Origin of the sequence: Paraclostridium sp. AKS73 (assembly GCF_025671395.1) — a bacterium.
Taxonomy (GTDB): domain Bacteria; phylum Bacillota; class Clostridia; order Peptostreptococcales; family Peptostreptococcaceae; genus Paraclostridium; species Paraclostridium benzoelyticum.
Map to the genome: position 1 here is coordinate 31628 of NZ_JAIXHU010000003.1, position 18555 is coordinate 50182.

At 27.8% G+C, this 18555-nt stretch carries 21 protein-coding genes, 1 tRNA gene and 1 pseudogene; 5 read left to right on the forward strand and 18 right to left on the reverse strand.

The window, feature by feature from the left end:
• Positions 1-135 precede the first annotated feature (135 nt).
• From LEQ07_RS02785 to LEQ07_RS02795, 3 genes are all read left to right on the forward strand, one after another.
• On the forward strand, positions 136-1509 hold the full coding sequence (locus tag LEQ07_RS02785) for a hypothetical protein (RefSeq protein ID WP_263329445.1): 1374 nt from the start codon (positions 136-138) through the stop codon (positions 1507-1509).
• A 189-nt stretch (positions 1510-1698) separates the two neighbouring features.
• Entirely contained in the window at positions 1699-2175 is a 477-nt protein-coding gene (locus LEQ07_RS02790) for a permease (protein ID WP_263329446.1), read from the forward strand.
• Complete coding sequence (locus tag LEQ07_RS02795; protein ID WP_046822850.1) at positions 2175-2708, forward strand: permease; 534 nt, start codon at positions 2175-2177, stop codon at positions 2706-2708. Before LEQ07_RS02790 ends, LEQ07_RS02795 begins: the two co-directional genes overlap by 1 nt.
• A gap of 55 nt (positions 2709-2763) precedes the next feature.
• Here the strand turns inward: LEQ07_RS02795 and LEQ07_RS20020 are convergent.
• The 5 genes and pseudogenes from LEQ07_RS20020 to LEQ07_RS02825 all read right to left on the reverse strand — a co-directional run bounded on the left by LEQ07_RS20020 (position 2764) and on the right by LEQ07_RS02825 (position 6882).
• Positions 2764-3681 (reverse strand): annotated as a pseudogene (locus LEQ07_RS20020) (ornithine cyclodeaminase).
• A 448-nt stretch (positions 3682-4129) separates the two neighbouring features.
• On the reverse strand, positions 4130-5629 hold the full coding sequence (locus tag LEQ07_RS02810) for a thiol-activated cytolysin family protein (RefSeq protein WP_263329448.1): 1500 nt from the start codon (positions 5627-5629) through the stop codon (positions 4130-4132).
• 149 nt (positions 5630-5778) lie between these two features.
• On the reverse strand, positions 5779-6036 hold the full coding sequence (locus LEQ07_RS02815; protein ID WP_021429386.1) for a hypothetical protein: 258 nt from the start codon (positions 6034-6036) through the stop codon (positions 5779-5781).
• A gap of 37 nt (positions 6037-6073) precedes the next feature.
• Entirely contained in the window at positions 6074-6730 is a 657-nt protein-coding gene (locus LEQ07_RS02820; protein WP_046823850.1) for a pentapeptide repeat-containing protein, read from the reverse strand.
• Between the two features lie 76 nt (positions 6731-6806).
• A tRNA-Met gene (locus LEQ07_RS02825) sits at positions 6807-6882 on the reverse strand.
• A 144-nt stretch (positions 6883-7026) separates the two neighbouring features.
• Here LEQ07_RS02825 and LEQ07_RS02830 point away from each other — a divergent pair.
• On the forward strand, positions 7027-7944 hold the full coding sequence (locus LEQ07_RS02830) for a patatin-like phospholipase family protein (RefSeq protein ID WP_263329451.1): 918 nt from the start codon (positions 7027-7029) through the stop codon (positions 7942-7944).
• Positions 7945-7996: 52 nt separating this feature from the next.
• Here LEQ07_RS02830 and LEQ07_RS02835 read toward each other — a convergent pair whose 3' ends face one another.
• Both LEQ07_RS02835 and LEQ07_RS02840 read right to left on the reverse strand, forming a co-directional pair.
• Complete coding sequence (locus tag LEQ07_RS02835; protein ID WP_263329453.1) at positions 7997-8197, reverse strand: hypothetical protein; 201 nt, start codon at positions 8195-8197, stop codon at positions 7997-7999.
• Between the two features lie 9 nt (positions 8198-8206).
• The gene (locus tag LEQ07_RS02840; RefSeq protein ID WP_263329454.1) at positions 8207-9121 is read right to left on the reverse strand and encodes a DUF4003 domain-containing protein; all 915 of its coding nucleotides are present in this window, start codon (positions 9119-9121) and stop codon (positions 8207-8209) included.
• A 287-nt stretch (positions 9122-9408) separates the two neighbouring features.
• Between LEQ07_RS02840 and sstT the strand changes: the two genes are divergently transcribed.
• Entirely contained in the window at positions 9409-10623 is a 1215-nt protein-coding gene (gene sstT, locus LEQ07_RS02845) for a serine/threonine transporter SstT (protein WP_046824416.1), read from the forward strand.
• 87 nt (positions 10624-10710) lie between these two features.
• Here sstT and LEQ07_RS02850 read toward each other — a convergent pair whose 3' ends face one another.
• The 11 genes from LEQ07_RS02850 to LEQ07_RS02900 form a co-directional block, all read right to left on the reverse strand.
• Complete coding sequence (locus LEQ07_RS02850) at positions 10711-12246, reverse strand: BCCT family transporter (RefSeq protein ID WP_263329457.1); 1536 nt, start codon at positions 12244-12246, stop codon at positions 10711-10713.
• Between the two features lie 261 nt (positions 12247-12507).
• A complete protein-coding gene (locus tag LEQ07_RS02855) occupies positions 12508-13068 on the reverse strand; it encodes a DHHW family protein (protein ID WP_317851997.1) in 561 nt (186 codons plus the stop codon).
• A complete protein-coding gene (locus LEQ07_RS02860; RefSeq protein ID WP_263329458.1) occupies positions 12960-13199 on the reverse strand; it encodes a DHHW family protein in 240 nt (79 codons plus the stop codon). The genes LEQ07_RS02855 and LEQ07_RS02860 overlap by 109 nt, the downstream gene beginning before the upstream one ends.
• Positions 13172-13528 (reverse strand): DHHW family protein, encoded by a 357-nt coding sequence (locus LEQ07_RS02865; protein ID WP_263329460.1) that lies wholly within the window; start codon positions 13526-13528, stop codon positions 13172-13174. Before LEQ07_RS02865 ends, LEQ07_RS02860 begins: the two co-directional genes overlap by 28 nt.
• Before the next feature lie 53 nt (positions 13529-13581).
• A complete protein-coding gene (locus LEQ07_RS02870) occupies positions 13582-13920 on the reverse strand; it encodes a DHHW family protein (protein WP_046824418.1) in 339 nt (112 codons plus the stop codon).
• A gap of 8 nt (positions 13921-13928) precedes the next feature.
• Positions 13929-15233: an MBOAT family O-acyltransferase gene (locus LEQ07_RS02875; RefSeq protein ID WP_317851992.1), complete on the reverse strand. Its 1305-nt coding sequence runs from the start codon at positions 15231-15233 to the stop codon at positions 13929-13931.
• A gap of 237 nt (positions 15234-15470) precedes the next feature.
• Entirely contained in the window at positions 15471-15884 is a 414-nt protein-coding gene (locus LEQ07_RS02880) for an SbcC/MukB-like Walker B domain-containing protein (protein ID WP_263329462.1), read from the reverse strand.
• A gap of 50 nt (positions 15885-15934) precedes the next feature.
• Positions 15935-16492 (reverse strand): hypothetical protein, encoded by a 558-nt coding sequence (locus tag LEQ07_RS02885; RefSeq protein WP_263329463.1) that lies wholly within the window; start codon positions 16490-16492, stop codon positions 15935-15937.
• A 179-nt stretch (positions 16493-16671) separates the two neighbouring features.
• Positions 16672-17112 (reverse strand): hypothetical protein, encoded by a 441-nt coding sequence (locus tag LEQ07_RS02890; RefSeq protein ID WP_263329464.1) that lies wholly within the window; start codon positions 17110-17112, stop codon positions 16672-16674.
• Positions 17113-17788: 676 nt separating this feature from the next.
• A complete protein-coding gene (locus tag LEQ07_RS02895) occupies positions 17789-18175 on the reverse strand; it encodes a hypothetical protein (RefSeq protein ID WP_263329465.1) in 387 nt (128 codons plus the stop codon).
• Between the two features lie 97 nt (positions 18176-18272).
• Positions 18273-18494, reverse strand: coding sequence for an AAA family ATPase (locus tag LEQ07_RS02900; protein WP_263329466.1), 222 nt, complete (start codon positions 18492-18494; stop codon positions 18273-18275).
• Between the last annotated feature and the right edge of the window lie 61 nt (positions 18495-18555).

The window sequence follows — 18555 nt, forward strand, 5'->3', positions numbered from 1 at the left end:
AATATTTTACCTATTTTTTCTACATCTATTTAGATTTGAAAATCAAAATAGGTAAACAATTTTTTAAAATTTAATAGTAACTAAGATGAAAACTTCTTCATATAATGGACTATCACATAGAGGGGGGGTAGTCCTATGGTATTAAGTGGCGCACACTATATTTATATTTTTTTCATCGTGATAATACTAATTGCTATGATGATGAAAAAGGATACAATAGTACCTTGTATCCTAGGAGTTTTTTTCTTAGCATTGTTTTATACAAACAATATAGCAGCCTCTATAGGTGCTGTATTTAATGGATTAATTATATCAATGGTAGAATTAGGACCCGTAATAATGATTATTTCTATTATGGTAGCACTATCTAAATCATTGGAAAGTAATTATGCCATAGAGTATATGATTAAACCTTTTTCAAAAGTAATTAAAAATGAAACTACAGCTTTTTTTACTATAGGATTTACAATGTTAATTTTATCTTGGTTTTTTTGGCCTAGTCCTGCAGTTGCTTTAGTTGGAGCAATATTTTTGCCAATAGCCATAAGATCTGGTCTCCCAGCTATTGGGGTTGCTGTATCTTTAAATCTCTTTGGTCATGGATTGGCTCTTTCAACAGATTTTATAATTCAAGGAGCACCAAGCATAACATCTGGAGCTGCAGGCATAGAAGTTTATGATGTTATTAATAATGGTATGGTTTTATTTTGGGTTATGGCTATAGTTACTATAGGGATGTCATTTTATATGTTAAAAAAAGATATAAAAAACGGATTGTTTAAAGATGAGTTAAGTAACATTAACGAGGTTTCAATCAAGCAATTTAATTTAAAAGCTAAAATTGCAACATTTCTAGTTTTAACTTTATTTTTATTAGATGTTGTAGCTATGCTTGTTTTTAACTTAAAAGGAGGAGATGCAACTGCACTACTCGGAGGAACTGCTATATTTTTATTAATTATAATTAACATAATTAACTATGGTAAAAAAAGTCTTGAACAAATATGTGATAACATTACTGATGGATTTTTATTTGGTATAAAAATATTTGCAGTCATTATTCCTATAGGAGCATTTTTTTACATGGGGGAAGTATCTCCATTAACTAAATTATTAGGGAATGTACTACCAGCAGGTTCTCAAGGTTTACTTTCTGATATAGGTATATATTTATCTCAAATCGTTCCTCTAAATAAATATATTGTCTGCACTATGGAAACTATTATAGGTTTTATAACAGGACTTGATGGATCTGGTTTTTCAGGAATGGCTTTAGCTGGCTCAACTGCTTCTGTATTTGGAACAGCTATAAATGCTAATGTAGGAACTCTAGCTGCTCTTGGTCAAATCGGAGCTATCTGGACTGGTGGTGGTTGTTTAGTTCCTTGGGCTGTAGTCTCTGCTTCTGCTATATGTGGAGTGAGCCCTTTAGAACTTGCAAAAAGAAATCTAATTCCTGTTGCTACAGGTTTAATTGTAACTACTGTAGTTGCGATGTTTGTTATTTAAAAGTATATAGCTTAATGTACTACACCCCAATTATTGGACTAAAAATCTAATGATTGGGGTGTTTTTATATGGCTAAATACGATTTTAATTTTAAAATTCACATTATATTTATGTGATTTTATCACAGAAATTGATATTCAAAATCAATTACAATAAATTCATCAAAAAAATTTGTTAAGGATGTGTGATATGTTTAGTAAAATTATGTATATTTTAGCTATTGTACTTTTTATAATTTCAATTTATAAAGATAAAAATAAAAGTAAAATGGCTGTAAGAAAAGCTTGGAAATCGTTTGAAAATATCTTACCTCAGTTTATAACTATAATAATAGTCATAGGAGTTGCACTTGCTTTTATAGATGCCCAAATCATTTCTTCAATAATTGGTGATAGTAGTGGATACTTTGGAGTTTTAACAGCATCTATTATAGGTTCTATAACAATTATCCCTAGCTTTGTAGCTTTTCCACTTGCAAAAGTTTTATTGGAAAATGGAGCGGGTGTTACACAAATAGCTGCATTTATATCTACACTTATGATGGTGGGCATAGTTACAATTCCTCTTGAATCTAAATATTGGGGCAAAAAAGCAACTATAATTAGAAATATTCTAGCATTCATATTTTCTGTGATTGTTGCAGCTGTAATGGGGGTGGTTTTATAATGAAATCAATACTAAAAAGATATAAAGTTTCTATATTGATGATATTTATATTGCTATCAATTTCAATTTTTATACCATCAAAAGGGAAAGAAGCTATTAATATGACAACATCTAATGTAATAGAAATGGTCAAGGTAATTCCACCAATATTCTTACTTTTAGGACTTTTAGATGTTTGGGTACCTAGAGAAAAAATGATAAAATTCATGGGAAATGATTCTGGCTTTGTAGGTGTTATTATAGCCTTTCTACTTGGGTCAGCAGCAGCTGGTCCACTATATGCAGCTTTTCCTATAGGTGGTACACTACTTAAAAAAGGTGCTAGCTTCTCTAATGTTTTAATATTTATTGGAGCTTGGTCTACTACTAAGCTTCCTTTATTATTATTTGAGGGATCATCACTTGGTTGGAAATTTACTATAACTAGGCTTGTTATAAACTTGATTGGTATATTTGTTATCGCTAAGCTAACAAATATTTTATTAAGTAAAGATGATAGAGATTATATCTATGAATTATCCGAAGATATGTAAATATAAAGAGCCATAAGTAGTTTATAAACTCTTATGGCTTTTTATTAATAATTTATTATCTTAACATGCTATATAAATTTTTAGGATTTTCTAGTTTTGGTACAAGAATTTGCGGAATACCTATATTCTCTGCTTTATCAATATCATACATTAATCGTAAAATTAAAAAATCTTCTAATGCGAAACCTACAGAGTCAAAAATAGTAATTTCATCAGGCTTTCTATCTATAGGCTTTCCAGTTTTAATTATATTCCAAATTTCAGTCACTTTAAAATCTTTACTCATATGCTGAATTTCTCCTTCTATACGACTTTGAGGCTCAAACTCAACATATACATCTCCCATATTAAGAACTTCTGAATCTAGTTCAGTTTTACCTGGGCAGTCTCCTCCAACTCCATTTATATGAACACCTGGTTCAACCATATCCGGTGTAATAATTATAGCATTTCTCTTGTCTGCAGTAACAGTTGTTAATTTCTTCTATACCTAGTATGTGATGAAATGCAAGGGATTGGAATTCACTTTGGCAACCATTTCCTATAAGTGCCATTTTTTTGGATTAGGCTTAGCTAAATACTTAGCAGCCATTACTGAAGTAGCTGCCGTACGAATAGCAGTTGTTAATGTTAGTTCACTTAAAAATAACGGGAATCCAGTTGATACTTCTGCTAAAAGTCCTATACCCATTACTGTTAAATAATTATGTTTAGGATTTTCCGGATGTCCATTTACATATTTAAATGAATAAGTTTCTGAATCACCTATAGGCATTAATTCAAGTACTCCTATATCACTATGATGTGCAGTTCTTGGCATTTTTTGAAACTCATTCCAACGTCTGTAATCACTTTCTAGATATGGAACAAGACGTTTCATAACATTTTTTGGTCCAACGTTTTTTAAATACTTTGCCATAGTAGGCAAATCAATATATCTTGTTTTTAATGTTTCCATTTTAACACCTCTCATATAATTTTTAATTTAACATTAATACTTAAGCTTAATAATTATATAAAATGTCTAAAATGATGAATTGTAGTAAAATAAATTTTAATTCTGAAAATTTTTTAACCGTATCAGATTATTAGATTTACGTCAATCATTATTAAAATACATCATGACCTCCAAATTCTAAATACTTTAAAATATGATACATCATTATTTATAATTTCAAAAACTCAAAAACAATTATCCATTATAAAAATATTATTTGTATTATTTTTAATTATATCTTTGATTTCCTTTAGGGTTAAACATGTAATTATATTAATTTATATTTAATGAAATTGAAATTTCCAAATTATCCTCGTTATTTTTTTCACTTTTACAACTATATAATTTTATATAGATCCTTATAAAACTGTAAACTATAAAAAGCCATTTAGTTTTATCAACTATAATGGCTTTTGTTCATATTTTAATTAAATTCAATACTAGTTCTTGGGCTAAGCGTAGTTCCCCAAATAGAGACATTTATATTCTTAGATAAAGGAACATTATGTTCGTCTATAACAGTTCTCCACCATTCCCAAGCTAGTCCAGTACATTCTCTAGCTAAAATATTTATATTTTTAGAATTAGCTTCTAATGGTATTACTGTTGAAAAATGAGCAGTTCTATCATTGTTGCTTCCATTCCATATTTTATGAGTTAAAACTTCATTCCCATTTTCATCGTAAGATACTTCATCCCAAGATACATCAAATTGAGCAACATATGCTCCACTGTGATCTAAATTAATTTTTCCTTTAGAGTACTCAGTGCTTGTAGTCTCTATATAATCTGTTTTATTGTGTACTGCAGCAATTGAGTTATCTTTTAAGAAAGTACTTGTATATGAAATTGGATATGCAGGATTTTTCAAGCTAAAAGTAGCATTATTTTTTATAACGTTTCTTATTTCATCAAAATCTTTACTTATTATTTTATTATGTTCTTGTGCATCTCCACCTAAAACAACAGCTGTAAATGAACTATTATCATATATATCTTGATACTGAGAACTGTTACTCACATTATTATTTTTTATCAATGCTTTAAAAGCAGATTGAACATCTTTACTTTTAGATGTAGTTTCTAGTTTTACATATATAGTTCTACCATAAGCTACATTAGACACCATAAGTGGTGGGGTTTCATTACTTACACCTTTTCTAACTAATTCTTTAAAAGTTACATTATCGTCAAATAATTCAGAAGGATTGTTTGGAAGCTGTGCACTTACAGTGTAAAATATTTGTTTATATGCTGCTATCATAACCTTCTTTTCTCCATTTGATATTGCATTGAAATCTATTCCAAGTGAATTATCAAGCAACTTTGCGTTAATATTAAGTGCATTAGAAATTTGAGATTTGCTATATACCATAGATTCTGTATATTGTGTTCTAGCAGGTAATGTATGTGTCTGAGAGTTTTTATCGCTCCAATTAGATACTAATTCATCAACGGCCCCTGATACATTTGAATATGTTGGATTTTGAACATTGGTAGTATTTTCTTTTTTCATTCCAGGTAAATCAATACTTATATCAATAGGCTTTCTCTTACACATTAAAATATTAGGTCTATTTTCTACAAAAGAGTCATCTGCAAGTTGCAGAGCTCCTGGATATGTACGATCTGTTACAGAATCTATAATAGATATATCTACTGGAGATGTTGTTAATGTTTTTTTATTTCTTTCAACTACAATAAATTTATTATTGGTCTTAAATCCTTCTCTTGGAGTTACATTTTCAATACTGTCCCCCTTGCTAGCTAATACTTCATTTTTATTATAACTTAAATTTGCTATACCGTTATCTATTTCTTCACTGTTTGGACTTTGTGCAAAGCTTGTAAGCGTATTAAAACCAATGCCTATAACGATAGTAAAACATGTGACTATGTTTTTTATATTCTTGTGCTTTATCATAATTTACCGCCCTCCTCTATTATATATGTACGGCTATATATATTAAAAACTTATAGTAAATGTTAAATTTTTAATAAAATTAAAAAAAGAGGTTCCCTGTATAAGGCAATCTCTTTTTCATTTAACTGCTTACTAAAAACTTATGTTTTTTATAATTGACTTTTAGGTTTTAAGTCAGATTGGCTTAAATGCTTTCTTATAATATACACAGTTCCATCTTTCTTAAATTCTGCTTCATATGAATATCCATATTTTTCAACCTCATAATAGTCCAGTATCTTAACTTTATCCCCCGACTTTAAAGATATAGTTTTAGTGTTTGTTTCACTTCCATCAATATGAGCTTTAAGTCTTCTATTTTTTGCTATACAAGCAATATCATTTATTTCAAATTCTCTTTTTATCATGTATTCTCCTTAGTGTAATTTAATACAATTTTATTTATTATAAAAGACCTTGATTTTTATATGTTTGCAAAGTTTTTATTATATAGCTTAATGTCCAAAATTCCTTGTCCATTTTTTCTGATATTAGTAATAACCCATCAATTAATTGTTTTTCTTTAAAGTTTTCTAAAAGAATCATGATGCTTATACTATTTATTTCACCATCTTTTGTATCTAATGTTCTAGATTTTTTTACGAACTCATTTTGCATAGCTAATTTTATTGAGTCTTCAAGTTTCTCACTTACATCTAATTTAGGCATTTCATCAAATATCTTAACATCTGATGAGTTAAATTTAATATTTACAGCTTTGCTTAAATCTGTAGATAAAAATATAGTGTTTTTAAATTGAGCTCCTGAAAAGTCTACACCTTCTAAATTTACTGAATCAAACACAGTGTTTTCAAATTTAGCTTTTTTTAACTTACTCTTTTTTAGGTTACTTCCAATTAACTCTGCATTTTTAAATGTGCATCCATAAAAATTACAAGATTTGAAATGAGCTCCTCTTAAACTTGTAAAGTTAAAATTAGACCCTGAAAAATCACTATTGTAACAATTACTTCTCTTTAAATCTTGATACATAAAATTTTTATTCAGTTTTTGTATCTTATTGTATTTTAAACCTTGCTCCATATTCTGTTTTCTTACCATCTTGTCCTCCGCATTCTTTTTTGTATATTAAAAACCCTTATACCTAGTGATATAAGAGTTTGAAATTACTTATAATTGGTTGCGGGAGCAGGACTCGAACCTGCGACCTTTGGGTTATGAGCCCAACGAGCTGCCAACTGCTCCATCCCGCGATATTTAATTTATCTAATATAATAATATCACATTAAATACAATCCTGCAACAACATAATAACTATTTTATGTACTTTTAACTTTTTTTAATACTTTTCATATTATATAAAGTATTAAATTTTAATTGCGGTGGTGTGTTTATATATGAAAGCAAATTTAGTATGTAAAGGTGGAGGAATGAAAGGTATAGCATTAGTTGGTTCTATAGCATGTCTAGAAGATAGCGGTTATGAGTGGGATAGATTAGCTGGTACTTCAGCTGGAGCTTTAGTTGCTTCATTATTGTCTGTTGGATATACATCATCTGAAATCGAAGAAATTTTATATGATATAGATTATCCTAAGTTTAAAGATAAAAATATTTTTCAATTTATTCCCTTTGCAGGAGATTTATTGAGTGTTACATTTCATAAAGGAATTTATTCAGGAAAATACTTAGAGGATTTTTTACATGAAAAATTTAAACAAAAAGGAAAAACCAAATTTAAAGATGTTTCCGCTAATGGAGAAAGTAGACTTAAAATGATAGCTTCAGATGTAACTAGAAAAAAGTTACTAGTTTTACCAGATGATTTAATTGACTACGGTTTAGATCCTATGGAGTTTGAAATATCTAAAGCCGTTAGAATGAGCGTAAGCATACCCCTTTATTTTTATCCAGTTGAATTAAAGTATGCTAATAAATCATGCTTTGTAGTAGATGGAGGCCTACTTAGTAACTTTCCTATATGGATATTCGATACAAACTGTAATTCTAAATATCCAACAATTGGACTTAACTTGTCTGAAGATACAAATCAAGAAATTCATGAGTCTAAAAACCCAATTCATTACTTACTAGACATTGTAAAAACTTCACTCTATACAAATGAAGATGTCTATTTTAAAGAAAAAGATTCCTTGAGAATTATAAATATTCCTACATTAAATGTTTCTGCAACAGACTTTAATCTTCCAAAGGAAACTATGGAAGAACTCTATAAGTCTGGGTATAAGGCTTCTCAAGCATTCGTAGTTAATAGATACTTAGAAACTTATATATCAAAATATGGCTTTAATTAAAATAAATAAAAGGTGATACTTATTTTACTAGAAAATTATCACCTTTTATATTTTACCAGCTAATTACATTTCGTGTTGCTATATCTTTATATCTATTTAAATTTATCTGATTTGATTTTTCAGAATTAACGCAATTATACATAAGTAGATCCTCTTCTAATTCTTCAAGTATATCTATATCTTTTCTTATATAACTTTCTAATCTATATAATGTTGAATCAACTCTAGATTTGATTAACTTCATATTTCCCATAAATTAATTTTAGTTTGCAGATGAAGATGCACTCACCGCAGCTATCATAGCTACCATAATAGCAATTTCAATAGCTATTATTATTTCTAAAAATATATTATTTGTTATTATGTCTAAATTACCTTCTTCTTTGAAACAATCAGCATATGCAGAAGCGACAATAGCAGCACTTATTATATTCCTATTGTTCTTACCTAGTGCCCAATTTCCAAAGCCTTTTATATCTTTTAACTTATCAGATACCTCTTTTATCTGTTTAACTAAAATTTCTTCGTCACATTCTAATAATGATATGGCTCCTATTAGTGGATATCCATATCCATCTATTTTACAATTATTAGTTTCTAAAAGTCTTTTTATTCTTAATACTTTATTTAAGCTTTCTTCGTTTTTATTTTTATCAAAAGCCATTATATGTGAAAGTGATTGAAGATTATTAGATTTGTAGAATCCTTTTGAGTTAAGAACTTTATAACAGTTTTCCATATATTCTAAATCACTATCTAAATTTTTTGAGTTTATAGCTATAAGCGCTGCCCTACAATAATCATCACTAGATGTTAAAAATGGATGGTTATTTTTCATAAAGTCATATACATATTTAGTTCTATAAATAGCTGTATCTATATCTACCTTATTTTTATTTTCATCTATTATAATAGCTGTAAATGGTAAATATGTATCGTTGAAAAATTTATTTTCTTTTAACTTGTTATAAGTATTTAATATTGAATTAAATGACTCTTCTTTGTTTTCTTTATTAGATAATAAATTTGATAAATAAAACAAACTATGTCCTCTAAAATTTGAAAATATTCCTGTATTATTTTTAATCACTTCTATACCTTCTTCAACTTTATTTGGTATTATATGCTCATTTTTTATTGTAGATGATAATATACAACTTTGTTGTATCATTCCCATTTGCCAAGAACCTTTTACCTCTTTTATTTTTCATTATTATGTATTAATAAATCTACCTTATTATCTATTACAATTTCTACCATAACTTTATCCCTCTCCCCTATAAATTATTATTTAATTTTATATGTATAAGTTTATCATATAGATATATTTATACATAATCTTTTTATCTATTTTTTAAATTTTCTCAAAATTCAAACATACACTTTATATTTTTTTTAATAATATTAATTAGAACTAACTTAACTATTTAAACATCAAAATAATTTATTAAAGTAGGAGGTACGATGGGAAATTTTCTTAATAAGTGGAACAATATTAGTTTGGTTAAAAGAATTTTAGTTGGTTTGATTATAGGAATATTGCTAGCATTAACTATACCTAATATAGCTAAACCAATAGTTATTTTCGGATCACTATTCGTTGGAGCTCTAAAATCAGTCGCTCCGATTCTTGTGTTTTTCTTAGTAATGTCCGCTATTTGTCAACACAAGCAAGGTCAACAAACTAATATGAAATCAATAATATTTCTTTATCTTTTAGGTACATTTTTAGCAGGGTTGGTTGCTGTTATCGCAAGCTTTTTATTCCCTATAACACTAACTCTTGGTTCTGGCGTTAGTAAGATGGCTCCTCCCGGTGGAGTTATCGAGGTTTTAAAATCACTAATTATTAACGTTGTTGATAATCCTGTAATGGCACTTTACAATGCTAATTATATCGGTATTTTATCTTGGGCTTTAATTATAGGGCTTGCACTTAAAAACGCTTCTTCATCTACTAAAACAATGATTTCAAACATCTCTGATGCACTATCTCAAGTAGTAAAATGGATAATTAATTTTGCTCCTCTTGGAATTATGGGGCTAGTATTTGATAGTATATCTACTCAAGGAATAGAATCCTTGCTTAGCTATGGACAATTAATTATATTATTAGTCGGTTGTATGCTTTTTATAGCACTTGTAGTAAATCCACTTATAGCTTTTGTTGGAATTCGTAAAAACCCTTATCCACTTGTCTTTAAATGTTTAAAAAACAGTGGACTTACAGCATTTTTTACTCGTAGCTCAGCTGCAAATATACCTGTTAATATGCAATTATGTAAAGATTTAAATTTGGATAAAGATACTTATTCAGTCTCTATACCACTTGGAGCTACCATTAATATGGGTGGAGCTGCAATTACAATTTCTATATTAACACTTGCAGCAGTTCATACCCTTGGAATAGAAGTAAATATTATTATGGCTTTATTACTTAGTTTATTATCCGCCATAAGTGCTTGTGGAGCTTCAGGAGTAGCTGGCGGTTCGCTTTTATTAGTACCTCTTGCATGCAGCTTGTTTGGTATCCCAAATGACATAGCAATGCAAGTCGTAGGAGTAGGATTTATAGTTGGTGTAATTCAAGATTCTTGTGAAACAGCTATAAATTCATCTACTGATGTTTTATTCACAGCTGTAGCTGAATTTTCAAAACTACGTAAAGAAAATAAATAATCATAGTTAAAAATGCGGTATAAGTTTATATACCGCATTTTTACTATTTACACTGTTTACTTTTTGTCACTTATCACAAAACCTATTTTATAAATAATCCTCACTTTTCTTATTATCTATAATTGAATGACTACGTGACAGTCCACACGACATTGCATCTACTTCTGTTGTATTTATATCTTCAACTTCATGCTTTGTAGTTTTTACAATATGAGCTTCATCCTTATATTCATCAGTCCTATCATATAACTTGTGATTGACTAACATTTTTACTAGGCAAAATGCTAATGCTATCATAAAGAATAATATTGGAAAACCTGCAACAGTTGCGATTTGTTTAGTTGCATCTATACCACTAATTTTACCTCCTGCACAAATTAGGTTTACAATAGCCATAGAAGCCATTAATACTCCCCAAAATATATTTATTTTATAGGAAGTCTTAGTTTTTTCATTATTATCTGATTTTATTGATAGTCTTGTTATAGTTGTTGTAACAGAATCGCACATTGTAACTATTGAAATAAATATAGCCACTATAAAAAATATAGATAGTATTTTTACAAAAGGATATTTTGTTAAGAAAGCGAATAGTGATACTTCCATTCCTGAACTTTGTATGGATGACCATAAATCTCCATATGAAAGCTCTTGGTGTATAGCCGCTCCTCCAAATATAATAAACCATATCATACCAAATAATGCTGGTATTATTAAATTCATTACCATGAATTCTCGTATAGTTCTTCCTTTACTTATCATAGCAAAAAACATTCCATTCAATGGTGCGTAGGCTAACCATATAGCCCAGTAATATATAGGCCACCATCTAGGCCAATCAGATCCATCAATAGGACTTAAGTAAGTTGATATTTGCAAAAAATTACTTGCAAAATTGCCTAAAGATTGTGTTCCTAGAGATAGTATAAATGATGTCGGTCCTAATACAAATATAAAAACCATAAGTCCTATAAATAACTTTGTATTTTTATCTGATATCCATTTGATTCCTTTATCTATTCCAGTTATGCTAGATATTATATATGTTATAACTATTATGGTTACAATTGTAATCCACGTAAATTTATTATTAGGAACTCCAAGTATTATATTTAGCCCCTTGCTAATCTGCATAGTTCCTACTCCCAATATAGCAGCTACTCCGCCTGCCATAGCAAATAAACAAATATTATCAATTAAAGACTCTAATCTATAATTTACCTTTTTATTAAACAATGGGTATAATACAGAACTTACTCTACATGGTAATTTCATATTATATATTGCAAAAGCTATACATACTCCTGATATGGCATACATTGAATACGGGTAAAACGTCCAGTGTGTAAAAGATGTATTCATTGCAAACATTGCTGCAGACTCACTTCCTGGAATTATACCTATAGATTCTGGAGGATTCATAAAATGGGTTATGGGCTCTGCTATTCCCCAAAATAATATACCTGTACCTATACCCGCTGTTAATGATATACAAAACCAATTCCAATAACTCATAGTTGGATGTGCATCTTTTCCCCCTAATTTAATAGATCCATATTTTGAAAACATTAACCAAAAACATATAAATAAAAAATACAGCAGATAATTGAAATAACCATCCAAAGCTTTTAGTAGCCCATGTTACTATGTTATTTTCAATGTTATACAACATATTCGGTTTAATAATCCCTATTGTAATAACAAAAAAGAATATTAGCGTCATAGGTATCATAATAGACCTTCTTACTTTCACACATTTTCTACATTTTTATTTACCACAACATACCTCCTAATTTTTTCAATAAATACTATACTAATAATTTATATGCGTTAGTATATAATAAATAATAAAAAGGAATGCATTAATACATTCCTTTTTATTACTTATTTATTTAAACCCTTTATAGTATTAACTATTTTTTGTGTGTTTGCAGCAAAAGCATTATTTATAAATAAAACTTCATTTGCATTCTTTTCTTTTACTAATTTTTCTAAGCTTCCCTTATAATGTCTAGAATCTATAACTATTACCTCTTTATAGTGAGGTATTAAAAATGGAACAAATGCATTACCATAAGATTCTTTTACTACAACCAATTTTTTATTATTTTTAGCATCCTTATTTTTTATATCTATTCTTGGAAAATCTCCATGTAGGAAAACTGAGTAAGCATTAGATCCTTTAGCATAATCTGCATATAAAGTCGTCTTAAGAGGTTTATTGGGATTTTCTTTTTCATATCTATAAACACTATAATCACAAGGAATTTTATAATAATCCACTTTATCTGGATTGTTTTTAATCTTACTATCTTGTGTTTGCGCATATAATGTTCCTAAAAAGCCTTCTTTAGTATATTTGTCATACTCCGATAGTTCTGCAGGTTTAAATCCTGCTTCTTTTGCAATGATTGATATGCATAGTATGCACCTAATGAAGTCCAGTGATGATCAGTATTAAAGTATATATACTCCTCTTTATGCTTTTTCAAGTTATCATAAGCATCTACAGTCTTTACATCTTTGTCCATATTTTTATATATACTGTCTATAGAATCTTTTTCTGATTTTGACATATCTTTATATTTTCAGGTAGTCCAAATTCAACATGAGTTGGGACTACCATATTATAAACTTGCACATCTTTTCCCAATGCTTTTTTATGTTCAGATATAATTTGAGAATATTCTTTTTCTCCAGCTTTATTTTCATTAAAAATCTCAAAAGCCTTATTTCCTACAGTAATAACTGATCCTGATTTTTCAGCAGTTGCATTACTATCAGTTTTATTACTTTCTGATGTATCTACTTTTTGTTCAGAACTACTACCTTCTTTACTAGAATTTATGGCATCTTTATTTGAGCACGCTACAACTTGACTCGCAATAATAAGTACTAAACACATTGCTAATATTTTTCTTGTTGATGGTTTTATTTTTTATTCATTTTATTACCTCTCTATTTATATAATTTTATTTCATCTTCACCTTGTCTTATTCCCTTTGATTCATTTATGTGAGAATATATCTGTAAAAATTTATCTCTAAATGGAAATGTGTCATTATAAAAATTTTCAATTCCTTTAAAGTACTCTCCAGAGAATAGTGATTCTTTTGTATACTTAGGAAATTTTGCTAATTCTCTTTTTTCTATCTCTGATACTGTTTTTTTTGGGATAATTACTGATAAAACAGAAAACATTATCAAGGTTGCCACAAATATAAATATATTTATTTTATTTAATATTTTACTTAATTCATTTTTTCGTTTCTCTTGTCTTTTTAATTTACGGCTCATAAGACCTCCTAAAACCTAAAATATAAAAATGGATTGTAGCTGCTTGCTATTAACATTGAAGTACAGCAAATCATTATAACTACATTTAATAGAACTTCTACAACTTGTCCAAATATTTTTATTCTACTTTGTCCTATATATTGTTTAAGATATGGATATATAGGGGTACTCGCAACTATAGCTATTAAAATCCAATATATATTGTTTGTAAAAACTAACTTTAGCTCATTATTTGTAAACTCATTATTTGTAAATCCAAATAATATCTTTATATATTCAAAAGCTCTATTTACATCTGTAAAGTAAAATAAAGTCCATCCAACTAAAAGTGCAACAATCAGATATATATGTGAAAATATTTTTGGTATTTTGTTTAAAACTCTAAATAAAATCTTTTTTTCTAAATATACTAATATACCAAAATAAAGACCCCAAAGTATAAAGTTCCAACTAGCTCCATGCCATATACCAGTTAAAAACCATACAACGAATAAATTAAATATAATGTTTTTTCTATTTCCACCTAATGGTATATATACATAGTCTCTAAAGAAACTTCCTAATGATATATGCCATCTTCTCCAAAATTCAGTTGCAGATTTTGATATATACGGATAGTTGAAATTCTCCATGTATGTAAATCCAAACATCTTCCCAAGCCCTATCGCCATGTCTGAGTATCCAGAGAAGTCAAAATATATTTGTATAGTAAACATTGCAATTCCAAACCAAGCTTCAAGAACAGTTATACTAGATAAATCTGAATTCATATATTGAGTTACAAACTGTCCTGCTACATTTGCAATTAATACTTTCTTTGCAAGACCTATAGTAAACCTACTTATTCCTCTACTAAAATTTTCTACAGTAATAACTCTACTTTCAATTTCTTCTTCTACATCTGAATATCTAACTATTGGTCCTGCAACTAATTGGTGGTACAGAGATACATACATCAAGAACTTAGAGAAATTTTTCTGTGCTTTAACATCTCCCTTATATACATCTACTGTGTATGATAAAGTTTGAAATGTGTAAAAAGAAATTCCTATAGGCAATGAAAACTTAGGCATTTCTAACGATAAATTAAATATAGTATTTAAATTTTCATATAAAAATGCACTATATTTAAAAGTAATTAATAATCCTAAATTAATACATATAGATGATAATAAACCTATTTTAGCTAACTTAGTTCCTCTATACTTTTCAATAAATAGTCCATGTCCATAATCTACTAAAGAACTAAATATTAAAAGAAATATCCATACCGGTTCTCCCCAAGCATAAAATGCTAAAGAAAAAATAATCAAAATAAAGTTTTTCCATTTTCTGCTCTTAACTGCATAATACAGAATAAGATTAATAGGAAGAAATAAGTAAAGAAATAACGTATTTGAAAATACCATAACCCACCTCCATTAGTTTTTATAATCTTAAATTCCTTAACCTTAGCGTTAATTTATCATCGTTAAGTGACATTTATGTTACAGTTAAAAATAGAAAAATCCAACTCTAAAATAGAGTTGGATTTTTAATTATTTGATCTTTTACAATATATTAAATTCAGCTTTACTTCCTTTTGCTGTAGATACTACTTCTAACTTAGCATCTATTCTTTCTTTTAATTCTTCAACATGTGATATTATACCTACTAACCTTCCACCTCTTTGAAGTTCAAGTAAACTATCAATTGCGTTATCTAGTGATTGCGGATCTAATGTTCCAAATCCTTCATCAACAAACATAGTATCAAGGGATACTCCTCCTGCATTTGATTGAACTACATCTGAAAGTCCTAGTGCCAAAGATAAAGATGCTTTGAAACTTTCTCCTCCTGATAATGAGCTAACATCTCTAGAGCTGTCTGTATAGTTATCGTAAATTTCTAGTTCTAAACCTTTTTGCCCCGCTCCTTTGCTCTTACTTTTCTTTCTTATTAAGGAGAATCTATCACCTGTCATTTTTTCAAGTCTTATATTTGCCGCTTCTATTATATCTTCAAAGTATGAAGCTAATATGTATCTTTCAAAAGATATATATGGAGATTTTTTACCATTGCCAAATCAGCTAATTCTCCTACAACCTTATACTCTTCTTCTATAGCTTTAAACTTAGCATTTAAACTTTCTACATTTTTAAGTATAGATTTATTGTTTTCTAATACTGAGTAAAGTTCTCTAAGTCTAAGCTCTAAACCTTTCTTTTCTTCTTGAAGTTTCTTTAGCTTTTCATCAATACTATCTATATCAATAAAAGATAAATCTTTAGTTTTAATAACTATGTCTTCTTTTTTAGATTTAAGTAAATTTAAATTTAAATAATAATCTTCTACTTCTTTTTCTAAGTCTTTAATTAAGTAAATCTTTGATTTAAACTCCTCATAGTTATTAAAATCATTAAATCCTAAGTTTTTTAATAAAGTATTAAATTCTAACTTTATCTTTTCTACATTAGTCTTTAATTCTTCTATATAATCTTTAATTTGCTTAGATTTAGAAGTTTCACCTTCTAATTGTCTTGAAATATTTTCGTTATCTTCTCTTAACTTTATTAATTTTTTGGCTATCATCTAACTCTTTAGATTTAATGTTTATTAAATTTTCAAGAGTTTTTATATCTAAGATGTCATCAGGAATTTTTTCTTTATAATTTTTTATATTGAATTTTACTTCGCCTACTTCTTCTCTTAATTTTTTTCCTCTTCATCTAATGTGCTTAATTCTTTTTCGATTTCTATAATACTATTTTCTATAGTTTGATTTTTTCATCTATACTCTTTTTCAAGGATAGTTTTTCGTTTATTTTTATAAGACCCTTATTTAAATCATCAATATTAGCCTTTAATTCAAGACCCTTTAACTTAACTATTTCATCTGTATTCTCTGAATATTTTTCATCTATATTTAAAGTTTTTGAAAACTTCGATAAACTATTGCTTACAATATCAAAATAATTTTTACAGTCAGTATTTAATTTAGTTAATTCATTTATTATTAAGTTGTATTCTTTTTCAGATTTCTCTAATTTTTCTTTAGCTATTTTTAATTCTTCCTTTGTTGGAACTACTAAGCTTTTACTTATAACCGCTGGACTTGGATGATTTTTAGATCCACATACTGGGCAAGGTTTATTTTCTTTTAAATTAGCTGCTAATATCCCTGCTTGTTCCTTTTTATATATTTCATCCATAGCTTCAAAGCTTTTCTTATAATCTTTATATATCTGCTCTATTTTTTCATACTCTTTATTTAATTTAATATGATTTTCTTTAAGATTTTTATAATTTATTATAGATTTATATAAATCTCTAAGTTCTTGCCTAGTTTTTTCTTTATTAGAAATCTCATTCTCTATTTCTACTTTTTTAGTTTCTAACGTACCTATTTCTTTTAACTTATTTTCATTTTCTAATTTTTCTTTTTTTTAATTTTTCGTTATTTTTTTTATTATTTTCTATTTTAAATTTGACTTCATCCAAACTTTTATTTTTAGTAATTAAACTATCTTTTAGTTCATCAAATTCTGCTATCTTAGGTTTTATATCTTCTAAGTTCTTTATTTGTGATTTTAGTTCATCTCTTTCAGGTTCTTTAGCTTCTTCTATTTTTAAGTTTGATTTTGCTATATCAGCTTCTTTATTTAGTCTTTCAGTATTTAATAGAGTTTCTTCATATGATTTTTTCTTTGTTCTAATATATTTTCATTTTCTATTAATTTATCTTCTATGTATTTAACTTCTTTGGCACTTTTACATTTATTTATAGTTTCTTTTTTATTTCAAATTCTTTTTCTTTATTTATAAGATTTAATAAACTATTATCTATTTTTTCTTTTTCTTTCAATAAATTGTTATTGTTTTCTATTTTTACTTTTCCTTATTTATAAGTTCTAGTTCATTATATAAAGCTTTATCATCTTCATTTAAATTTTTATAAGCTTCACTATCCTTTGATATAAAATCTTTTAATTTTTCTATAACAAAAGGAAAATCTACATATTCTCCAATGGATATATCATGCTCACCTTTTATATTTTTTAAGTTAGTTTGCATTTCATCCTTACTTTTGTTTCTGTTTTTGCTTAAACTGATAGCTTTTTCTTTGAGATCTATCTGTATTTTTTCAAAATCATAAGTGTTAAATATTTTTCTAAAAATACCTTCTCTTTCTAATGAATCTGCTAATAATAATTTTTTAAACTCACCCTGTGGTAGCATAACAATTTGTTTAAACTGATCTCTAGTTATACCCAATATCTCAATTAATTTATTTGTTACATTAGTAACTTTAGTTATAACCTTTCCATCTGGTAATGTAAGTGTTGCATCTGCACTTTTTTCTGTAAATCCTTCACCTCTTGATTTTTCTTTTTTGCTTTGGAACTCTATTTACTATATATCGTTCACCTTTTAATTCAAATTCTAATTCAACAAAAGTTTCTACATCATCATCTGCAAAATGACTTCTCAAAGAGTCTGTCTCTCTTGACTCTCCGCTAGCCTCTCCGTATAAGGCATAGCTTATAGCATCAAATATAGTAGTTTTACCTGCTCCTGTTTTTCCTGATATCACAAATATGTTTCTACCATTAATTCTTCAAAATCTATAACTTGCTTATCTGCATATGGTCCAA

Bases quoted from the DNA above. Each gene is read 5' to 3' on its own strand.
- LEQ07_RS02785 (WP_263329445.1), top strand. From the start codon at position 136: ATGGTATTAAGTGGCGCACACTATATTTATATTTTTTTCATCGTGATA.
- LEQ07_RS02790 (WP_263329446.1), top strand. From the start codon at position 1,699: ATGTTTAGTAAAATTATGTATATTTTAGCTATTGTACTTTTTATAATT.
- LEQ07_RS02795 (WP_046822850.1), top strand. From the start codon at position 2,175: ATGAAATCAATACTAAAAAGATATAAAGTTTCTATATTGATGATATTT.
- LEQ07_RS02810 (WP_263329448.1), bottom strand. From the start codon at position 5,629: ATGATAAAGCACAAGAATATAAAAAACATAGTCACATGTTTTACTATC.
- LEQ07_RS02815 (WP_021429386.1), bottom strand. From the start codon at position 6,036: ATGATAAAAAGAGAATTTGAAATAAATGATATTGCTTGTATAGCAAAA.
- LEQ07_RS02820 (WP_046823850.1), bottom strand. From the start codon at position 6,730: ATGGTAAGAAAACAGAATATGGAGCAAGGTTTAAAATACAATAAGATA.
- LEQ07_RS02830 (WP_263329451.1), top strand. From the start codon at position 7,027: ATGAAAGCAAATTTAGTATGTAAAGGTGGAGGAATGAAAGGTATAGCA.
- LEQ07_RS02835 (WP_263329453.1), bottom strand. From the start codon at position 8,197: ATGGGAAATATGAAGTTAATCAAATCTAGAGTTGATTCAACATTATAT.
- LEQ07_RS02840 (WP_263329454.1), bottom strand. From the start codon at position 9,121: ATGGGAATGATACAACAAAGTTGTATATTATCATCTACAATAAAAAAT.
- sstT (WP_046824416.1), top strand. From the start codon at position 9,409: ATGGGAAATTTTCTTAATAAGTGGAACAATATTAGTTTGGTTAAAAGA.
- LEQ07_RS02860 (WP_263329458.1), bottom strand. From the start codon at position 13,199: ATGTCAAAATCAGAAAAAGATTCTATAGACAGTATATATAAAAATATG.
- LEQ07_RS02865 (WP_263329460.1), bottom strand. From the start codon at position 13,528: ATGTGTTTAGTACTTATTATTGCGAGTCAAGTTGTAGCGTGCTCAAAT.
- LEQ07_RS02870 (WP_046824418.1), bottom strand. From the start codon at position 13,920: ATGAGCCGTAAATTAAAAAGACAAGAGAAACGAAAAAATGAATTAAGT.
- LEQ07_RS02880 (WP_263329462.1), bottom strand. From the start codon at position 15,884: ATGACAGGTGATAGATTCTCCTTAATAAGAAAGAAAAGTAAGAGCAAA.
- LEQ07_RS02885 (WP_263329463.1), bottom strand. From the start codon at position 16,492: ATGATAGCCAAAAAATTAATAAAGTTAAGAGAAGATAACGAAAATATT.
- LEQ07_RS02890 (WP_263329464.1), bottom strand. From the start codon at position 17,112: ATGGATGAAATATATAAAAAGGAACAAGCAGGGATATTAGCAGCTAAT.